The sequence below is a fragment of the Mesorhizobium monacense genome (genome assembly GCF_056781675.1).
On record NZ_CM165567.1, the window covers coordinates 5,672,876 to 5,690,045 of the forward strand.

General features: G+C 66.3%; 13 protein-coding genes. 11 read left to right on the forward strand and 2 right to left on the reverse strand.

The genetic code is table 11. The features are described from left to right. The first annotated feature begins 2 nt into the window (after window positions 1-2). The 11 genes from AC1RUK_RS27045 (at window position 3) to AC1RUK_RS27095 (ending at window position 15,356) form a co-directional block, all read left to right on the forward strand. Window positions 3-464 carry an HPr kinase/phosphorylase gene (locus AC1RUK_RS27045; protein WP_481838186.1) on the forward strand — a complete coding sequence of 154 codons (462 nt, stop codon included), beginning with the start codon at window positions 3-5 and terminating at the stop codon, window positions 462-464. A 164-nt stretch (window positions 465-628) separates the two neighbouring features. Further along, entirely contained in the window at window positions 629-1,030 is a 402-nt protein-coding gene (locus AC1RUK_RS27050; RefSeq protein WP_010912939.1) for a PTS sugar transporter subunit IIA, read from the forward strand. Then, complete coding sequence (locus AC1RUK_RS27055; RefSeq protein ID WP_481838185.1) at window positions 1,027-1,323, forward strand: HPr family phosphocarrier protein; 297 nt, start codon at window positions 1,027-1,029, stop codon at window positions 1,321-1,323. Before AC1RUK_RS27050 ends, AC1RUK_RS27055 begins: the two co-directional genes overlap by 4 nt. A gap of 200 nt (window positions 1,324-1,523) precedes the next feature. Continuing rightward, the gene (gene ahcY, locus AC1RUK_RS27060; RefSeq protein ID WP_436170206.1) at window positions 1,524-2,924 is read left to right on the forward strand and encodes an adenosylhomocysteinase; all 1,401 of its coding nucleotides are present in this window, start codon (window positions 1,524-1,526) and stop codon (window positions 2,922-2,924) included. Window positions 2,925-3,110: 186 nt separating this feature from the next. Next, a complete protein-coding gene (locus tag AC1RUK_RS27065) occupies window positions 3,111-5,675 on the forward strand; it encodes a sensor histidine kinase (protein WP_481838184.1) in 2,565 nt (854 codons plus the stop codon). Window positions 5,676-5,683: 8 nt separating this feature from the next. Next, window positions 5,684-7,189 (forward strand): tRNA (adenosine(37)-N6)-threonylcarbamoyltransferase complex ATPase subunit type 1 TsaE, encoded by a 1,506-nt coding sequence (gene tsaE, locus AC1RUK_RS27070; protein ID WP_481838183.1) that lies wholly within the window; start codon window positions 5,684-5,686, stop codon window positions 7,187-7,189. Continuing rightward, the gene (locus AC1RUK_RS27075) at window positions 7,186-7,914 is read left to right on the forward strand and encodes a nucleotidyltransferase family protein (protein ID WP_481838182.1); all 729 of its coding nucleotides are present in this window, start codon (window positions 7,186-7,188) and stop codon (window positions 7,912-7,914) included. The genes tsaE and AC1RUK_RS27075 overlap by 4 nt, the downstream gene beginning before the upstream one ends. Then, entirely contained in the window at window positions 7,911-11,030 is a 3,120-nt protein-coding gene (gene addB, locus AC1RUK_RS27080) for a double-strand break repair protein AddB (RefSeq protein ID WP_481838181.1), read from the forward strand. The genes AC1RUK_RS27075 and addB overlap by 4 nt, the downstream gene beginning before the upstream one ends. Further along, window positions 11,027-14,545: a double-strand break repair helicase AddA gene (gene addA, locus AC1RUK_RS27085; RefSeq protein WP_481838180.1), complete on the forward strand. Its 3,519-nt coding sequence runs from the start codon at window positions 11,027-11,029 to the stop codon at window positions 14,543-14,545. Before addB ends, addA begins: the two co-directional genes overlap by 4 nt. 73 nt (window positions 14,546-14,618) lie before the next feature. After that, window positions 14,619-14,942, forward strand: a complete 324-nt coding sequence (trxA, locus tag AC1RUK_RS27090) for a thioredoxin (RefSeq protein WP_436170200.1) — start codon at window positions 14,619-14,621, stop codon at window positions 14,940-14,942. Between the two features lie 132 nt (window positions 14,943-15,074). Continuing rightward, window positions 15,075-15,356 carry a cupin domain-containing protein gene (locus tag AC1RUK_RS27095; protein WP_481840142.1) on the forward strand — a complete coding sequence of 94 codons (282 nt, stop codon included), beginning with the start codon at window positions 15,075-15,077 and terminating at the stop codon, window positions 15,354-15,356. An 18-nt stretch (window positions 15,357-15,374) separates the two neighbouring features. Here the strand turns inward: AC1RUK_RS27095 and AC1RUK_RS27100 are convergent, their stop codons facing one another. Together AC1RUK_RS27100 and AC1RUK_RS27105 are read right to left on the reverse strand one after the other, a co-directional pair. Then, window positions 15,375-15,794: a VOC family protein gene (locus tag AC1RUK_RS27100; protein WP_481838179.1), complete on the reverse strand. Its 420-nt coding sequence runs from the start codon at window positions 15,792-15,794 to the stop codon at window positions 15,375-15,377. A gap of 30 nt (window positions 15,795-15,824) precedes the next feature. Next, window positions 15,825-17,150: a bifunctional folylpolyglutamate synthase/dihydrofolate synthase gene (locus AC1RUK_RS27105; protein ID WP_481838178.1), complete on the reverse strand. Its 1,326-nt coding sequence runs from the start codon at window positions 17,148-17,150 to the stop codon at window positions 15,825-15,827. Between the last annotated feature and the right edge of the window lie 20 nt (window positions 17,151-17,170).

Below are 17,170 nucleotides of genomic sequence, written 5' to 3' on the forward strand. Positions count from 1 at the left end.
TCATGCTTGATGTCGCCGCGAAGCCTGAAAACATCCACGGAACCGCGATCCTGATCGGCGAGCGCGGCGTCCTCATCACCGGGCCATCCGGCGCCGGCAAGACGACGCTGGCACTGGTGCTCATCGACCATTGCCGGGCGCGCGGACTATTCTCGCGGCTGATCGGCGACGACAGGCTGCTGGCCGCGGCCCACTCCGGGCGGCTGGTCTGTCGCGTGCCGGCGACCATCGCCGGCCTCGCCGAAGTGCCTGGGTTCATGCCGCGCCCGCTGCCATTCGAAGCGGGCGGGGTAATCGACCTGCATGCGCGGCTGGTGCCGAAGGCGGAGATGGCCCGTTTCCAGGAGGAAATCAGCGAGCCGGTCGCAGGCTGCCCGGTGCCGCGTATTGACCTTGCCGAGCGCAACGCCGCCACCGCCTTGCCGGCGGTGATGGCGCGGTTGTCCATCGCGCCTTTTTTATGATCCGGTCCGGATTTTTTGTTGCAATGCGTCAAAATGGCCCGGGCCGGCGCAATTTTGGGCTTGTCAACGCGCCTCGCGTCGACAAGATAGCGCTCCCGCCGCCTGGAATGGCTGGCGAGCATAAAATGCGCCTGTGAAGCGGCGATGACGGGAGCCACCAACGAATGATCGGACTCGTGCTTGTAACGCACGGTCAACTGGCCACCGAGTTCCGACATGCCGTGGAACATGTCGTCGGGCCACAAGACAATTTCGAAACCGTGGCGATCGGTGCCGATGACGATATGGAGCAGCGCCGCCGCGACATCGTCGACGCCGTGGCGCGCGTCGACACCGGGGCTGGCGTCATCGTTTTGACCGACATGTTCGGCGGCACGCCTTCCAACCTTGCCATTTCGGTGATGGAATCCGGCCGCACCGAGGTGATTGCCGGCATGAACCTGCCGATGCTGATCAAGCTTTCCTCGATTCGCAAGGGCGACAACATGGCCGCCGCGCTCGACGAGGCGCAGGCGGCCGGGCGCAAATACATCAACGTGGCCAGTCAGCTCCTGAGCAGCAAATGACCGCGCTGTCGCCGGAGAAAGACCGGGTCGTGCGCGAGTTCCCGATCGTCAACCAGCGCGGCCTGCATGCGCGCGCCTCGGCGAAGTTCGTCCAGGTCGCCAGCGGCTTCGACGCCACGGTCGATGTCGAGAAGGACGGCGTCAAGGTCGGCGGCACTTCGATCATGGGGCTGATGATGCTGGCAGCGAGCCCCGGCTATTCGATCCGCGTCTCCGCCAGCGGGCCGGAAGCCTTGCAGGCGATGGACGCGCTGGAGCAGTTGGTCGCTTCGCGCTTCGGCGAGGAAAGCTGACGGCGCCTTGCCTGGCAGAGCCGACGGCGGCTTTCCTGGAAATGCTGACGCCGCCCCGCAAGGACATGCACGAATAAAGATTTCTTTATATCCCATTGTCGTTTGACGACCGATCTGCTAGTCAGGCCGGCAATTCGCGCCCCTCCATGCGCCTTCCGGCGCGGGCGCGTGCCACTGACATTTCACACCGGAGCACTGCCATGACGGGTAGCAAGGACTATGTGGTCGCCGACATCTCGCTTGCCGGCTGGGGCCGCAAGGAGATCGAGATCGCCGAAACGGAAATGCCGGGCCTGATGGCCTGCCGCGAGGAATTCGGCGACAAGAAGCCGCTCAAGGGCGCGCGCATCACCGGCTCGCTGCACATGACGATCCAGACGGCGGTGCTGATCGAAACGCTGAAGGCGCTGGGCGCCGACATCCGCTGGGCCTCGTGCAACATCTTCTCGACCCAGGACCACGCGGCGGCGGCGATCGCCGAAGCCGGCATTCCGGTGTTCGCCATCAAGGGCGAGACGCTCGAGGATTACTGGGACTACACCGACAGGATCTTCCAGTGGACCGATGGCGGTACCTCCAACATGATTCTCGACGATGGCGGCGACGCCACAATGTACATTCTGATCGGCGCCCGCGCCGAAGCCGGTGAGGACGTGCTGTCCAACCCGGGCAGCGAAGAGGAAGAGATCCTGTTCGCCCAGATCAAGAAGCGGCTGAAGGCCTCGCCGGGCTTCTTCACCAAGCAGAGGGAAGCGATCCGTGGCGTCACCGAAGAGACGACGACCGGCGTCAACCGGCTCTACCAGCTGCAGAAGAAGGGCCTGCTGCCGTTCCCGGCCATCAACGTCAATGATTCCGTGACCAAGTCGAAGTTCGACAACAAGTATGGCTGCAAGGAATCGCTGGTCGACGGCATCCGCCGCGGCACCGACACCATGATGGCCGGCAAGGTCGCGGTCGTCTGCGGCTATGGCGACGTCGGCAAGGGCTCGTCGGCCTCGCTGAAGGGCGCCGGCGCTCGCGTCAAGGTTACCGAGGTCGATCCGATCTGCGCGCTGCAGGCGGCGATGGACGGCTTCGAGGTCGTCACGCTGGAAGACGCCGCCCCCACCGCCGACATCGTCATCACCACCACCGGCAACAAGGATGTCGTCACCCTCGACCACATGCGCTCGATGAAGGACATGGTGATCGTCGGCAACATCGGCCACTTCGACAACGAGATCCAGGTGGCGTCGCTGCGCAACCTGAAATGGACCAACGTCAAGCCGCAGGTCGACATGATCACCTTCCCGGACGGCAAGCGGATGATCCTGTTGTCGGAAGGCAGGCTGCTCAATCTCGGCAACGCGACCGGCCATCCGAGCTTCGTAATGTCGGCCTCGTTCACCAACCAGGTGCTGGCGCAGATCGAGCTCTACAGCAAGCCCGGCCAGTACCAGAACCAGGTCTACGTGCTGCCGAAGCACCTCGACGAAAAGGTCGCGCGCCTGCATCTCGGCAAGCTCGGTGCCCGGCTAACCGAACTGTCTGGCGAACAGGCCGCCTATATCGGCGTGACGCCGCAGGGGCCGTTCAAGCCGGAACACTACCGCTATTAACCAAGGCGAAAATTCCTACCACATATTGAAGCCGGGCGATTGACTTTTCGCCCGGCTTTATTTTTGCGCCGATTGATTCTTCACGCCGATTCCAGCAAGCGCTATGTTGTGATTCGCGGTTCGGGGACGAGGGACGGCGCACGCATCAGGGCGGTCTTGCATTCAGGCGGCGAAGAGGACCACGACATGCCGGGGGAAAACCCGCGTCAGGCGGGACAGGCCGTTTCCGGCGGCCATGACGATTCGACAATGACCGGCCCCGCCGTTGCGGGCGGGCGGTTGTCATGGCGTGCCGGAGCACGCATCAGGGCATTTCTTGCCACCTCGGTGCTTTCCGGTCCGCTGCTTGTATTTGCCGCGCATGCCGAACCCGATGTCGCGCAAAAGGCCGGACTGGGGGTCAGCGCGGTCGAGGTCATGCAAATGGCCATGTTCGCCGGCGTCATGGGCGCGGCACTCGTCTCGGCGATCTTCCTGATCCGCGAAAGAGCCCGCACCTCGGCGCAGAATGCCGAACTCAGGACCCGCATAGCCGACGTCAACGCGGCGCTGCAGCGCTCGGAAGCGCTGCTCAACCTGCGCGACCAGCGCGTTGTCGTCTGGGCCTCGGAGAACAAGAAGCCCGAGCTCCTCGGCACCTTGCCGGTGGACAGCGGCGCCCCCGAGGACCGGGCCGCCTTCCTCGCCTTCGGCCGCTGGCTGATGCCGCGTTCGGCGGCGGCGCTCGAACATGCCGTGGCCGCCTTGCGCGAGCAGGCCAGGGCCTTCGATCTCGTCATCGAAACGCAGGCCGGGGTGCCGCTCGAAGTCTATGGCCGCAAGAGCGCGGCGCATGTGCTGGTGCGTTTCGTCTCGCTGTCGGAAACGCTGCGCAGCCAGGCGAGGCTCAAGATCGAGAACCAGCGGCTCAGCGCCGACTACGACACCATGCTCGGACTGCTCGACGCGCTGAAGATGCCGACATGGCTGCGCGCGGCCGACGGGCGGCTGAAATGGGTCAACCGCGCCTATGCCGAGGCGGTCGAGGCGCCAAACGCCGAAGCCGCGGTTCGCGACGCCAAGGAATTCCTCGGCGGCCAGGCGCGCGAGACGATCGCCGAACAGCACAAATCGCGCCCGATCTTCGAACAGACGCTGTCGACCGTGATCGAGGGCGACCGTCGTGTGTTCGCGGTGACCGACTTCGCCGGCACCGACGGCTCGGCCGGGCTTGCCTGCGACACCAGCGCCACCGAAACCATCCGCGGCGAATATGAACGCACGGTCCGAAGCCACGCCGACACGCTCGACCAGCTCAACACGGCGGTTGCGATCTTCGACACCGACGAGAAGCTGCGCTTCTTCAACCAGGCGTTCCAGAAGTTGTGGAACCTCGACAGCGGCTTCCTGCACAGCGCCCCGGACAACGCCCTGTTGCTCGACCGGCTGCGCAGCGAAGGCAAGATCGCCGAGCAGCCCGAATGGCGGCGCTGGAAGGAGGGCCTGCTCAGCGCCTACCGCGCGGTCGAATCGCAGGAGCATTGGTGGCATCTGCCCGATGGCAAGACGATCCGCGTGGTCGCCAACCCGCAGCCCAAGGGCGGCGTGACCTGGGTGTTCGAGAACCTGACCGAGAAGATGGATCTCGAAAGCCGCTACCAGACGGCGGTGCGGGTCCAGGGCGAGACGCTGGACAACCTCGCCGAAGGCGTGGCGGTGTTCGGACCCGACGGGCGGCTCCGCCTGTCCAATCCGGCCTTCGTCGCGCTGTGGGGGCTGAGCCAGGACGTGGTCAAGCCCAACGTCCACGTCCAGGCGATCCGCGATTTGTGCGACCAGCGCGCCGCGGACAGCCCGTGGGGCGGGTTCGTCGCCGCCATCACCGGCTTCGACGACGAGCGTCGCGACCGCCATGGCCAGACCGAGCTCACCAACGGCACCGTGCTGCGCTATGCCGTCATCCACCTGCCCAACGGCCAGGTGATGATGACCTTCGTCGACGTCACCGACAGCGTCAATGTCGAGCGGGCGCTGAAGGACAAGAACGAGGCGCTGGAGAAATCCGACCAGCTGAAGAACGATTTCGTGCAGCACGTTTCCTACGAGCTGCGCTCGCCGCTGACCAACATCATCGGCTTCACCGAGCTTCTATCGCTGCCGGCGACCGGGCCGCTGACGCCGAAGCAGCGCGAATATGTCGAGCATGTCGGCTCATCCTCCTCGGTGCTGCTCACCATCGTCAACGACATACTCGACCTGGCGACGGTCGACGCCGGCATCATGCAGCTGGACATTTCCGAAGTCAGCGTCGAACGGACCATCGCGGCAGCATCCGAGCTGGTCGCCGAGCGGTTGGAGGAGCATTCGATCAAGCTCAAGGTCGATGCGGCGGCGGCGCCGAAAAGCTTCCACGGCGACGAGACCCGCATCCGCCAGATCCTCTACAACCTCTTGAGCAACGCCGCCAACTACGCACCGGAGGCAAGCACGGTCACGCTTGCCTGCCGCCAGTTGGCAGAGGGCGTGGAATTCTCCGTCCATGACGACGGCCCAGGCATGCCGCCGGACGTGCTCGATTCGGTGTTCCGGCGCTTCGAGCCGAGGACCAATGGCGGGCGCCGGCGCGGTGCAGGCCTTGGCCTGTCGATCGTCAAGAGCTTTGTCGAATTGCATGGCGGCAGCGTCCGCATCCAGACCGGCAGGGACAGCGGCACCACGGTCATCTGCACATTCCCCGACGCGCCTTCGGGCATCCGCGCCGCGGCCGAGTAGCGCGCTTCATGGCAGGGCTGGAGCGCTTTCTCGCCGACGAGGCCGCGACCGCAAGGCTCGGCGAGGATCTCGCCATGGCGCTGCGCCCCGGCGATGTGCTGGCGCTGAAGGGCGATCTCGGCGCCGGCAAGTCGACGCTGGCACGGGCGCTGATAAGGGCGCTGGCCGACAATACGGCCCTCGACGTGCCGAGCCCGACCTTCACGCTGGTGCAGAGCTACAACACGCGCGTACCCGTGCATCATTTCGATCTCTACCGCCTGTCTTCGGCGTCCGAACTCGACGAACTCGGCTTCGACGATGCGCTGGCGCAAGGGGCAGCGCTGGTCGAGTGGCCGGAACGGGCCGAAACCCAGATGCCGGCAAGCACGCTCTGGATCGAACTCGTCCATCAGGGCGAGGGCCGCCGGGCAAGCCTGTCGGGGCAAGGTGCCGCCATCGAGCGCGCGGCACGGTCGATGGCGATGCGCGACTTTCTCGACTCGGCCGGATGGGGTGAGGCGAGCCGCCGTCATTTCGTCGGCGACGCCTCGGCCCGCTCCTACGAAATCGTCTCGCGCGCCGGCCTTGCGCCGCGCGTGCTGATGAATTCGCCACGACTGGTGCTGGGGCCGCCAGTGCGTGACGGCAAGCCCTATGCCGTGATCGCCCATTCCGCGCAATCCGTCACGGCCTTCGTCGCCATCGACAGGGCTTTGCTGGCCGCCGGCGTCTGCGTGCCGGAAATCCATGCCGAGGATCTCGAGCAGGGCTTCTTGCTGCTTGAGCATCTCGGCTCAGAGGGGTTTTTGGGCAGCGACGGCGAGCCGGTCGCCGAGCGCTACGCGGCGGCTGCCGAACTGCTGGCCATGATGCATGGCAAGGCCTGGCCCGAGCGGATGCAGGCAGCGCCCGGCATCTTCCACGACGTGCCGCCCTTCGACCGAGACGCGATGATAATCGAGGCCGATCTGTTGGTCGACTGGTATGTGCCGATGGTCACCGGCGGCCCGGCAAGCGAGGCCCTGCGGGCCGGCTACACCAGGGAATGGAACGCGGTTCTCGACCGGCTCGCGGCCAGCGAGTACACGCTGATGCTGCGCGACTTCCATTCACCTAACATCATCTGGCGCGGCGAGCGGTCCGGGCACGACCGCCTCGGCATCGTCGACATCCAGGACGCGCTGATCGGCCCGTCCGCCTATGACGTCGCCTCGCTGGCCATGGATGCCCGCGTCACAGTATCGCCCGAGATCGAGAAGCGGACGCTCGACGCCTATATCGCGGCGCGCCACACCGCCGGCGCTTTCGACGAAGCGGCCTTCAGGGAGGCCTATGCCATCATGGCGGCGCAGCGCAATTCGAAGATCCTCGGCATTTTCGTGCGGCTCGAGAAGCGCGACGGCAAGCCATTCTACCTCAAGCACCTGCCGCGCATCCGCGACTATCTAGGGCGGGCACTGGCGCATCCGGCACTTGCCGGGTTACACGCCTTCTATGTCGCCCATGGCCTGCTGGAAGAACGACCGCTGTGACCACTAACCCCAAGACCGCGATGGTGCTTGCCGCGGGGCTTGGAAAGCGCATGCGGCCGATCACCGACACGATGCCGAAGCCGCTGGTGAAAGTCGCCGGTAAGACACTGCTCGACTGGGGGCTGGACAGCCTGGCCATGGCCGGCGTCGAGAGCGCTATCGTCAACGTCCATTACCTTCCCGAGCAGATCGTCGCTCATGTCGCCGCACGGCGGGCGCCGAGAATCCTCATTTCCGATGAGAGCGAAGCCTTGCTTGATTCGGCCGGCGGCATCGTCAAGGCGCTGCCGGAGCTGGGCAAGGGTGCCTTTTACATCATCAATGCCGACACATTCTGGATCGATAGCGGCCAGCCCAGCCTCGAGCGCCTTTCCCTTGCATGGGACGGCTCGAAAATGGATATTCTGCTGATGCTAACCGATCTCGATTCAGCGACCGGACACTGCGTCGGCACGGATTTCCTGATGGCGCCGGATGGCGCCCTGCGCCGATCGAAGGGCGATCCGGCCGGGGTGATCTATGCCGGGGCGGCGATCATTCATCCGCGCATCTTCAAGGACGCACCGGCAGGGCCGCACTCGCTCAACGCCTATTTCGACACGGCCATCGCCGCTGGCCGCCTGTTCGGCATGAAGATGCAAGGCCACTGGATCACCGTCGGCACGCCCGACGCCATTCCGCAGGCTGAAGCGGCGGTCGCCGGCGCCCTCACCGAGTCGCAATGAGCGGCTCGCGCCGCGTCTTCTCGATACCATCAGGAGCGCCGTTTCTGTCGACGCTGGCGGAGGCGTTGCTGGCCGGCCGGCTGGTCCCCGGGTTCCGCTTCGACGGCGACCCACTGGCACTGGCCGACGTCACCATCTATGTGCCGACCCGCCGCGCCGCGCGCGCGCTGCGCGGCGCCTTCGTCGACCATCTGGGCGGCCGCTCGGCGATCCTGCCGGTGGTGCGCCCGCTCGGCGAGTTCGACGAGGACGAGGCCGCTTTCGATGCCGAGGCGGCTTTAGCCATCGATCTCGCGCCGCCGATCGCGGCGCAGGAACGTCTGCTGCTGCTGGCGCCGCTGGTGCGGCTGTGGAAGAGCCATCTGCCGGCGGCGGTCGCTGCCCGTTTCAACGAGGAGATCGTCATTCCAGCCTCGGCCGCCGATGCGATCTGGCTGGCGCGCGACCTTGCGCGGCTGATGGACGAGATCGAGACCGAGGGCACGGACTGGGCCAAGCTCGCCACGCTGGTGACCGGCAATCTCGCCGGCTGGTGGCAGGTGACGCTGGATTTTCTCGGCATCGTCACCGACAACTGGCCGAAGCTGCTGGAAGAGCGCCAGCGCTCGAACCCGGCCGCGCATCGCAGCGCGCTGATCCGGCTGGAGGCGGCGCGGCTGAAACGCAATCCGCCGGTCGGACCGGTGATCGCCGCCGGCTCGACCGGCTCGATCCCGGCGACGGCCGAACTGCTGGCCGCGATCGCCAGCCTGCCCAACGGCGCCGTCGTGCTGCCCGGCCTCGACAACGGGCTTGACGAGGCGTCCTTCGCCGCACTTTCGGCGCCCGGCGCGCGCCCGGCCCTGCTTGGGCACCCGCAATACGGCCTGGCGAAGCTGATCAACGGCGTCGGCGTGCTGCGGGCGGATGTCGAGGAGATCGCCGCCGCGGACCGGCCGCTGGCGCTGCGCGCGGCCTTGGTCGGCGAGGCGCTGCGACCGGCCGAGACCACCGAACTGTGGACCGAGACGCGCCTTGCCTTCCAAGCCGGCGATATCGCCGAGGCCCTGGCCGACGTGACCCTGGTGGAGGCCGCCAGCGAACGCGACGAGGCGGTGGCGATCGCGGTAGCGCTCAAACGCGCCGTCGAACAGCCCGGCCAGCGAGCCGCCCTCGTCACCGGCGATCGTGCGCTGGCGCGGCGTGTGTCGGCGGAGCTCAAGCGCTTCGGCGTCATCGCCGACGATTCCGGTGGCACGCCTTTAACCAACTCGCCCGCCGCCAGCCTGCTCAGGCTGGCGCTGCAGGCCGTGTTCCGGCCAGGCGACCCGGTGGGCCTGCTGTCGCTGCTCAAGCATCCACTGCTCGGCCTGGGTCGCGAACGCGCTGACGTCCGCCACGCGGCGGAAATCGTCGAACTGGTGGCGCTACGCGGCGGCACCGGACGACCGGATGTCGCTTCGCTTGCGGGCCTTTTCGAGGCCCGCCTCTCGGGCCTTGGCGACAGCCGGCCGCCTTTCTGGTTTTCGCGGCTGACAGTGCGCGGCATCGACAATGCACGGGATGTGCTCAATCGTCTCGTGGCCGCACTCTCGCCGCTGACCGCCTTTCGTGGCGAGCCCGATGCCGATCTTGCTGCGCTGACGCGGGCGAGCATCGTTGCACTGGAAAACCTCGGCCGGGCGGCCGATGGCGGCCTTGCCGAACTCTATGCCGGCGATGCCGGCGAAAAACTCGCCGAACTGTTGCGCGGTCTGGTCGCAGCGTCAGCGCCGTTCTCGTTTGCGGCGGCCGAATGGCCCGACGTGATGGAGGCGCTGATCGCGCCGGAAACGGTCAAGCCGGCGCAGGGCACCGACCGCAACATCGCCATCTGGGGCGCGTTGGAAGCACGACTGCAGAGCGTCGACACGCTGATCATCGGCGGGCTCAACGAAGGCGTGTGGCCGCGCAAGCCGGAAAGCGATCGCTTCATGTCGCGGCTGATGAAGACCGGTATCGACCTTGAGCCGCCGGAACGGCGCATCGGCCTTGCCGCGCATGACTTCCAGATGGCGATGGGGGCGAAAAAGGTCGTGCTGACGCGCTCGGCCCGTTCCGGCGACGCACCGGCGGTGCCGTCGCGCTGGCTGCAGCGCCTGCTCACCTTCATCGGCAAGGAGCATGCGGCGCCGCCCTTGCGACGCGGCGACGAGTTGCTGACCTGGGCGCGGGCGCTCGACGCCGGCGAAAAGCAGGATTTTGCGCCGCGGCCGCAACCGAGGCCGCCGCTCAGCGTCCGGCCGCAGCAATTCTCGGTCACCGAGATCGAGACACTGCGCCGCGACCCCTATGCGATCTACGCCAGGAAAATCCTCGACCTGAAGCCGCTCGATCCGGTGATCCGCGACCCGGGCGCGGCCGAGCGCGGCACGCTGTTTCACGCCATCCTGCATCTGTTCTCGCGCCGCGTACTGGACCCGCGCGAACCCGGCGCCCTGGACGGCCTCATCGAAGCCGGCCGCGTCAGCTTTGCCGAGGCCGCGCTGCCGCCCGACGTCGAGGCGGTGTGGTGGCCGCGCTTCGAAAAACTCGCCGCCAACATCATCGGATGGGAGCAGACCCGCGCCGATGCGGTGGCAAGGCGGCATTCGGAGGAGCGCGCCGAGAAGACCACCGTCGGCCGCACCGGCGTGACGCTGTCCGGCTATGCCGACCGCGTCGACCTGCTGGCCGGCGGCATGGCCGATATACTCGACTACAAGACCGGCTCCTCGCCCTCCAAAGTGCAGGCGCACACGCTGCTGGCGCCGCAGCTGGCGTTGGAAGGCGCGCTGCTCAGGCGCGGCGCCTTCAGGGATCTCGGCGCCCGCGAGCCGTCACAACTCGCTTTCGTCAGGCTGAAGCCGAATGGCGACGTGTTCGAGGAATCGATCCTCGAATACAACCGCAAGCCCAGGACCGCCGCCGATCTCGCCGAAGAGGCCTGGGCGCGGCTGGAAAACCTGCTCTTCCATTATGCCGACCCGACGACCGGCTATCTGTCGCGCGCGCTGCCCTTCCGCGAGGGCGAGGCGGACGGCGACTACGACCATCTGGCGCGCGTGCTCGAATGGTCGGCCGGCGGCGACACCGACGACGAGGTGGGGGAGGCATGAAGAAGGCCTACCCGATCCCGAGCGACACCGCCGCCAGCCAGGCGCGCGCATCAGACCCGCTGAATTCGGCCTGGGTGTCGGCCAATGCCGGCTCCGGCAAGACGCATGTGCTGGCGCAGCGTGTCATCCGGCTTTTGTTGCGCGGCACCGATCCGTCGAAGATCCTGTGCCTGACCTACACGCGCGCCGCCGCCGCCAACATGTCGAACCGGGTGTTCTCGAAGCTTTCCGAATGGACGTCGCTCGGCGACGCGGAACTGGCGGCACGGATCGAAGCGCTGGACGGCCGAGGGGCGGCCGATCGCGACACGATGCGCCGGGCGCGGCGGCTGTTCGCCGAGGCGCTGGAGACGCCGGGCGGGCTGAAAATCCAGACCATCCACGCCTTCTGCGAATCGGTGCTGCATCAGTTCCCGCTGGAAGCCAACATTCCGGCGCATTTCGAAATGCTCGATCCGCAGATGGAGGCGTCGCTTTTCGCCACCGCACGCCGCGACATGATTTCGGGCACCGCCGGCGACGCCGGACTGGCGGAGGCTTTTGCCACCGTGCTGGAGCGCGGCGGCGAAGCCGGTCTCGACGCGCTGCTTGCCGAGATCGTGCACAAGCGCGACGGCCTGCGCGCCTTCATCGGCGCGCTTGGCCGTGACGGGCTGGGCTTCCAGCCGCTGTTCGACGATTTCCGGTTCCGCGCCGGAGAAACGGGCGAAGGCATAGCCGCCTCGGCCTGGCCGCTGCCGGGCTTCCTGCCCGATTATTTTGCCGGCTTCGCCCAGGCTGCCGAAGCCACCGACGCCCGCACGGTCTTGAACAATCTGCTGCCCTATGCCCGTGCCGCCTTCGCCGAGAAGGATCCGATCCGCCGGCTGCAGATGCTCGGCAAGGCCTTCCTCAAGGCGGATGGCGACCCCTATGATCCGGCAAAAGCATTCAAGAAGGCGCTGCTCGACTGGCTGCCCGACCTTCCAGAACGCTATCTGGCGGCCGTCAATGCCATCCTCGAGGCTTCGGACAGGTTGGCGCTGTTCCGGATGCTGGAAGGCACGTGCGCCGCGCTGACGATCGCTGGCTGGCTGATCGCCCGCTACGAGCAGCTGAAGCGCGGCCGCGGCTTCCTCGATTTCAACGATCTCATCACCCGCACGGTCAGCCTGCTGGCGCGGCCCGACGCCGGACCCTGGGTGCAATACAAGCTCGACCAGGGCATCGACCATATCCTGCTCGACGAGGCGCAGGACACCAGCCCCGACCAATGGGAGGTGGTGAAGCGGCTGACGGAAGAATTCTTCGCCGGGCTCGGCCAGCGCGAGGCCGTGCAGCGCACGGTGTTTGCCGTCGGCGACGAAAAGCAGTCGATCTATTCCTTCCAGGGTGCCGCCCCGGACTCCTTTGCCGACAGCCGGCTTTTGTTTGCCGGACGCGTGCGCGACGCGGACGCCTCGTTCGCAGATCTCAAGCTGACCTGGTCGTTCCGCTCGACCGACGACGTGCTTTCCGCCGTCGACCGCGTCTTCGCTGAACCGGGCGTGCGGCGCGGCATCAGCCACGATCCCGACCCGCTGAACCACAAGGCGATCCGCACCGACGCGCCGGGTTATGTCGAGGTCTGGCCATCGATCGGCGCCGATGCGGTCGAGGAACCCGACGACTGGACCTTGCCGGTCAACCATGCCAGCGCGCCTGCGGTGCGCGTTGCCGAACACGTCGCGGCGACCATCCAGAGCTGGCTCCGGGACGGCGAGATCATCGAAGGCAAGGGCAGGAAGCTGACGGCCGGCGACATTCTTGTGCTGGTGCGCAAGCGCGACCGCTTCGTCCATGCCTTGTCGCGCAGCCTGAAGAACCGGCAAATCCCGGTTGCGGGCGCCGACCGGCTGAGCCTGCCCGGCCATATCGCGGTCAAGGACCTGATCGCGCTCGGCCATTTCCTCATCCAGCCGGAGGATGACCTGTCGCTGGCCGCAGTGCTGCGCAGCCCGATCTTCGACGTTTCCGAGGAGCGGCTGTTTGCGCTGGCAAGCGGGCGGACGCCGGGACTGTCGCTGATCGGCTCGCTGAGACTGCATGCCGGCGAAGACGCCGCGCTGGCCGCCATCGTTAGCCGGCTCGATGCCTGGGCGCACGAGGCGGCGTTCAAGCCGGTGTTCGAATTCTATGCCGCGGCACTCGCCCGCGACGGGCTGCGCAAGAAGATGATCGCGCGGCTCGGACCGGAGGCCGGCGATATTGTCGACGAATTCCTGAGCTTCTGCCTGGCCGAGGAGCGGACCGGCCTGCCGGGGCTGGAAGCCTTCCTGGCGACGCTGGAAAGCACCGGCCCCGAGATCAAGCGCGAGATGGACCAGACCCGCGACGAGGTGCGTGTCATGACGGTGCACGCCGCCAAGGGCCTGGAAGCGCCTGTCGTCTTCCTGGTCGATGGCGGCTCGGCGCCGTTCAGCGACCAGCATTTGCCAAGGCTGATGCCGTTCAATAGCTCGGGCGTGCATTTCGTCGGCAAGGGCTATCTCTGGCGCTCTGCCAGCGACGTCGCCAACGGCTTTTCGAAGGCAGCAGCAGCGCGTGCGCGCGAACTCGCCGACGACGAGTACCGCCGGCTGCTCTATGTCGGCATGACGCGGGCCGAGGACCGGCTGATCGTCTGTGCCTATCACGGCAAGCGCGCGCCAAGCACCGGCACCTGGCATTCGATCGTCAGCCGCGCGCTCGTCGGCGCGCCGGAAAGCGCCGAACGCCGGCATCCCGCCACCGGCGAGCCGGTGCACCGCTTCCACATGACCAAGCTGCCGCCGGTGGCCATCGCGGCAACCGGAGAGAACAGGCCGGCGCAGCGGTTCTCGCCGTTGCCGGAGAGCCTGTTCCAGCCACTGCCGCCCTACGAGGACCTGCCGCGGCCGCTGTCGCCGTCCGGTGCCTCGGCATTGATCGACGAGGGCAAGGAAACCGTGGCCGACACGCGCTCGCCGGTGCTGGATGCGGAGGCGGAGCCCGGTTTCGCTGTTATGCGCGGGCTGGCGCTGCACAAACTTCTGCAAATGCTGCCCGGCATCGCCGAGGGCGAACGCCGGAATGCCGCGCAACGCTATCTGGCCCGCGCCGGCGCCGAATGGCCCCCCGCCGAGCGCGACAAGGCGCTGGCCTCGGTGTTCTCGATCCTCGCCGACCCGCGCTTCGCACCGCTGTTCGGCGCCTCGTCGCGCGCCGAGGTTTCGATCATGGGCAGCCTCGAGGTGAAGGGCAGGAAACGCTCCATCTCCGGCAAGATCGACCGCCTGGCGGTGACATCGGGCCGCGTGTCGATCGTCGACTACAAGACCAACCGGCCGGCGCCGGCGACGATTGCCGAGGTGCCGGCGGCCTATGTGCTGCAACTCGCACTCTATCGCGCGCTGCTTCAGCCGCTTTATCCCGGCCACGAGGTGTCGGCAGCGCTGCTGTTTACCGAGGCTCCCCGGCTGATCGAGCTGCCGCCGGCGGCCATGGATGATGCCCTTGCCCGACTCACGGGAGCGTGACACAAGAACTGCTTGAAGAAGGGCGCGACAACCACCACATTTGGTGCAACTGAATTTTCGAGAGGATTTCCGCATGGCCACCGTCAAGGTCGACAAGAGCAATTTCGAGGCCGATGTGCTCAACGCCAAGGAGCCGGTCGTGGTTGATTTCTGGGCCGAATGGTGCGGCCCGTGCAAGATGATCGCGCCGGCGCTCGAAGAGATTGCCACCGAACTCGGCGGCAAGGTCAAGATCGCCAAGCTGAACATCGACGAGAACCCGGAACTGGCGGCGCAGTTCGGCGTACGCTCGATCCCGACCCTGATGATCTTCAAGGGTGGCGAACGCGCCGATATCAAGGTGGGTGCCGCGCCAAAGACCGCGCTGTCGCACTGGATCAACGGCAACCTCGCCTGAGCCAGTCAAAGTGTTTGAAGGACAAGCCCGGCCATCGCGCCGGGCTTTTTCTTTGGCGTCATCGCTCAATGCGCTCTGGCCCTCGCGCGCCGGTCGCCCATGTCTTCTGCTTGAAAAAGACAGGAGAACCCCATGACCGGATCCGCCAAGGCCACCGTCTTCATCGACAATGAGCGCGTCATCGTCACCGAATACCGCTTCCAGCCGGGCGACAACACCGGCTGGCATCGCCATGGCCACGACTATGTCGTCGTGCCGCTGATGGACGGCAAGGTGAAGCTGTTGACCAAGGACGGCAAATCCTTCGCCGAAATGAAGAAGGGCGCGCCCTATTTCCGCAAGGAAGGCGTCGAGCACGATGTCATCAACGCCAACGAGGGCGAATACGCCTTCATCGAAATCGAGCTGAAGTAAATCTCTCGCGGCCCGCGATCACCAATCGGCGATGCGGTCGCCACCGACGAATTGAGCGCTTTTTCCGGTGTACTCGAACAACTCGATCTTCACGCCGTTGGGGTCGCGGATCCAGGCCTGCCAGGTGTCGTCGCAGGCATGTTTCTTGGCCGTGACGTCGACCCCCCTCGACTTTATGTGAGTGATCGCCGCGTCGATGTTCTCCACTTCAAGGCAGAAATGGTTGATCTGGTTCAGGTCGTTGTAGCGAGCCTCGTCTTTCTGGAACACCTCGACGTGGCTGCAGCCGCCGCAATTGAGGTAGAAGCCAAAAACCTTGCCGTCGCGCAGGAAATTGAACTGGGTGTCCATGCCAAGCACGTCCCGATAGAAGCTTCGTGTCGCTTCCAGATCACGCGCAAAAATGCAGGCGTGAGCGAGTTGCTTTACCTTGATCATCACTGGCTCCTTGCGGTGATCGTCGCGCGCTCAGGCTGGCGGCGTGCCGTTCTCGGCCAATACGGCGCCGGCCAGGTACAATGAACCGCCGATCAGGATGCGCGGCGGCGGCCCGTCCCATGTATCGCGCAACAGCATCAGGGCGCTGGCGACGGAGCTTACCGGCTCTGCCGACAGACCGGCCTCGACGGCGCGAACGGCCAGTTCGTCATTCGGCACGCCGGCATCGCTCATGCTCACCGGCACCGTGTAGACATGCCGGGCAAGGCCGTTGAAGGCGCGGAAATAGCCGCTCTGGTCCTTGGTGTTGATCATGCCGGAGATCAGGAACAGCGGCCGCGGGTTCTTGTCCTCCTGCTCGGCCAGCGCCTCGGCGACGACGATGCCGGCGCCAGGATTGTGGCCGCCGTCGAGCCAGATGTCGGCGCCCTTCGGCGCAAGCTCCGCCAGCCGGCCCTGCGCCAGCTTTTGCATGCGGCCCGGCCAGGCAACACTGGTCATCGCCTTCTCGGCTGCGCGGTGGCTGATCTCGAAGCCCGCCGCCTTGACCGCGGCGATCGCGGCCGCCGCGTTGGCGAACTGGTGACGCCCTGGCAGGCGCGGCGGCGGCAAGTCCATCAAGCCGTCCTCGTCCTGATAGACCATACGTCCGTTCTCCTCATAGGCGAGGAAATCCTGGCCGTAGACGAAGGTCGGGCAGTCGAGCCGCTCGGCGGTTTCGATCAGCACCTGGAGCGCCGTTTCGGTCTCCTGGGCGCCGATGACAACCGGGCAGCCGGGCTTGATGATGCCGGCCTTTTCGGCGGCGATCAGTTCGACCCGGTCGCCGAGATAGGCTTCGTGGTCGAGCGAGACCGGCATGATCACCGATACCGCCGGCCTGGCAATGACATTGGTGGCGTCGAAGCGGCCGCCGAGGCCGACCTCGATGATGGCGGCGGCGGCCGGATGTTCGGAAAACAGGATGAAGGTGACGGCAGTGAGTATCTCGAAGACGGTGATCTTCTGGCCGCCATTGGCCTTGGCGACGCGGGCGATGGCCTCGGCGAAAACCTCGTCGTCGACCAGCCTGCCGCCGCCATCGGCGGCAAGACGGTAGCGCTCATGCCAGTTCACCAGATGCGGCGAGGTGTGCACGTGGACGAGATGGCCAGCGGCTTCGAGCAGCGCCCGCGAAAAGGCGGCGCATGAGCCCTTGCCGTTGGTGCCGGCGATGTGGATGACCGGCGGCAGCCGGTCCTGCGGATTGCCGAGACGTTCGAGCAACCGCGAAATGCGGTCGAGCGAAAGGTCGAAGCCTTTCGGGTGAAGCGCCATCAGGGCTTCGATTTCGCGGTCGGCGGCAAGCGTGGTCATAAAAGAATCCTAAGCGTGCG

What these genes read in the sequence shown, in the direction of transcription:
- AC1RUK_RS27045 (WP_481838186.1), top strand. Translation starts at nt 3, where the DNA reads ATGCTTGATGTCGCCGCGAAGCCTGAAAACATCCACGGAACCGCGATC.
- AC1RUK_RS27050 (WP_010912939.1), top strand. Translation starts at nt 629, where the DNA reads ATGATCGGACTCGTGCTTGTAACGCACGGTCAACTGGCCACCGAGTTC.
- AC1RUK_RS27055 (WP_481838185.1), top strand. Translation starts at nt 1,027, where the DNA reads ATGACCGCGCTGTCGCCGGAGAAAGACCGGGTCGTGCGCGAGTTCCCG.
- ahcY (WP_436170206.1), top strand. Translation starts at nt 1,524, where the DNA reads ATGACGGGTAGCAAGGACTATGTGGTCGCCGACATCTCGCTTGCCGGC.
- AC1RUK_RS27065 (WP_481838184.1), top strand. Translation starts at nt 3,111, where the DNA reads ATGCCGGGGGAAAACCCGCGTCAGGCGGGACAGGCCGTTTCCGGCGGC.
- tsaE (WP_481838183.1), top strand. Translation starts at nt 5,684, where the DNA reads ATGGCAGGGCTGGAGCGCTTTCTCGCCGACGAGGCCGCGACCGCAAGG.
- addB (WP_481838181.1), top strand. Translation starts at nt 7,911, where the DNA reads ATGAGCGGCTCGCGCCGCGTCTTCTCGATACCATCAGGAGCGCCGTTT.
- addA (WP_481838180.1), top strand. Translation starts at nt 11,027, where the DNA reads ATGAAGAAGGCCTACCCGATCCCGAGCGACACCGCCGCCAGCCAGGCG.
- trxA (WP_436170200.1), top strand. Translation starts at nt 14,619, where the DNA reads ATGGCCACCGTCAAGGTCGACAAGAGCAATTTCGAGGCCGATGTGCTC.
- AC1RUK_RS27095 (WP_481840142.1), top strand. Translation starts at nt 15,075, where the DNA reads ATGACCGGATCCGCCAAGGCCACCGTCTTCATCGACAATGAGCGCGTC.
- AC1RUK_RS27100 (WP_481838179.1), bottom strand. Translation starts at nt 15,794, where the DNA reads ATGATCAAGGTAAAGCAACTCGCTCACGCCTGCATTTTTGCGCGTGAT.
- AC1RUK_RS27105 (WP_481838178.1), bottom strand. Translation starts at nt 17,150, where the DNA reads ATGACCACGCTTGCCGCCGACCGCGAAATCGAAGCCCTGATGGCGCTT.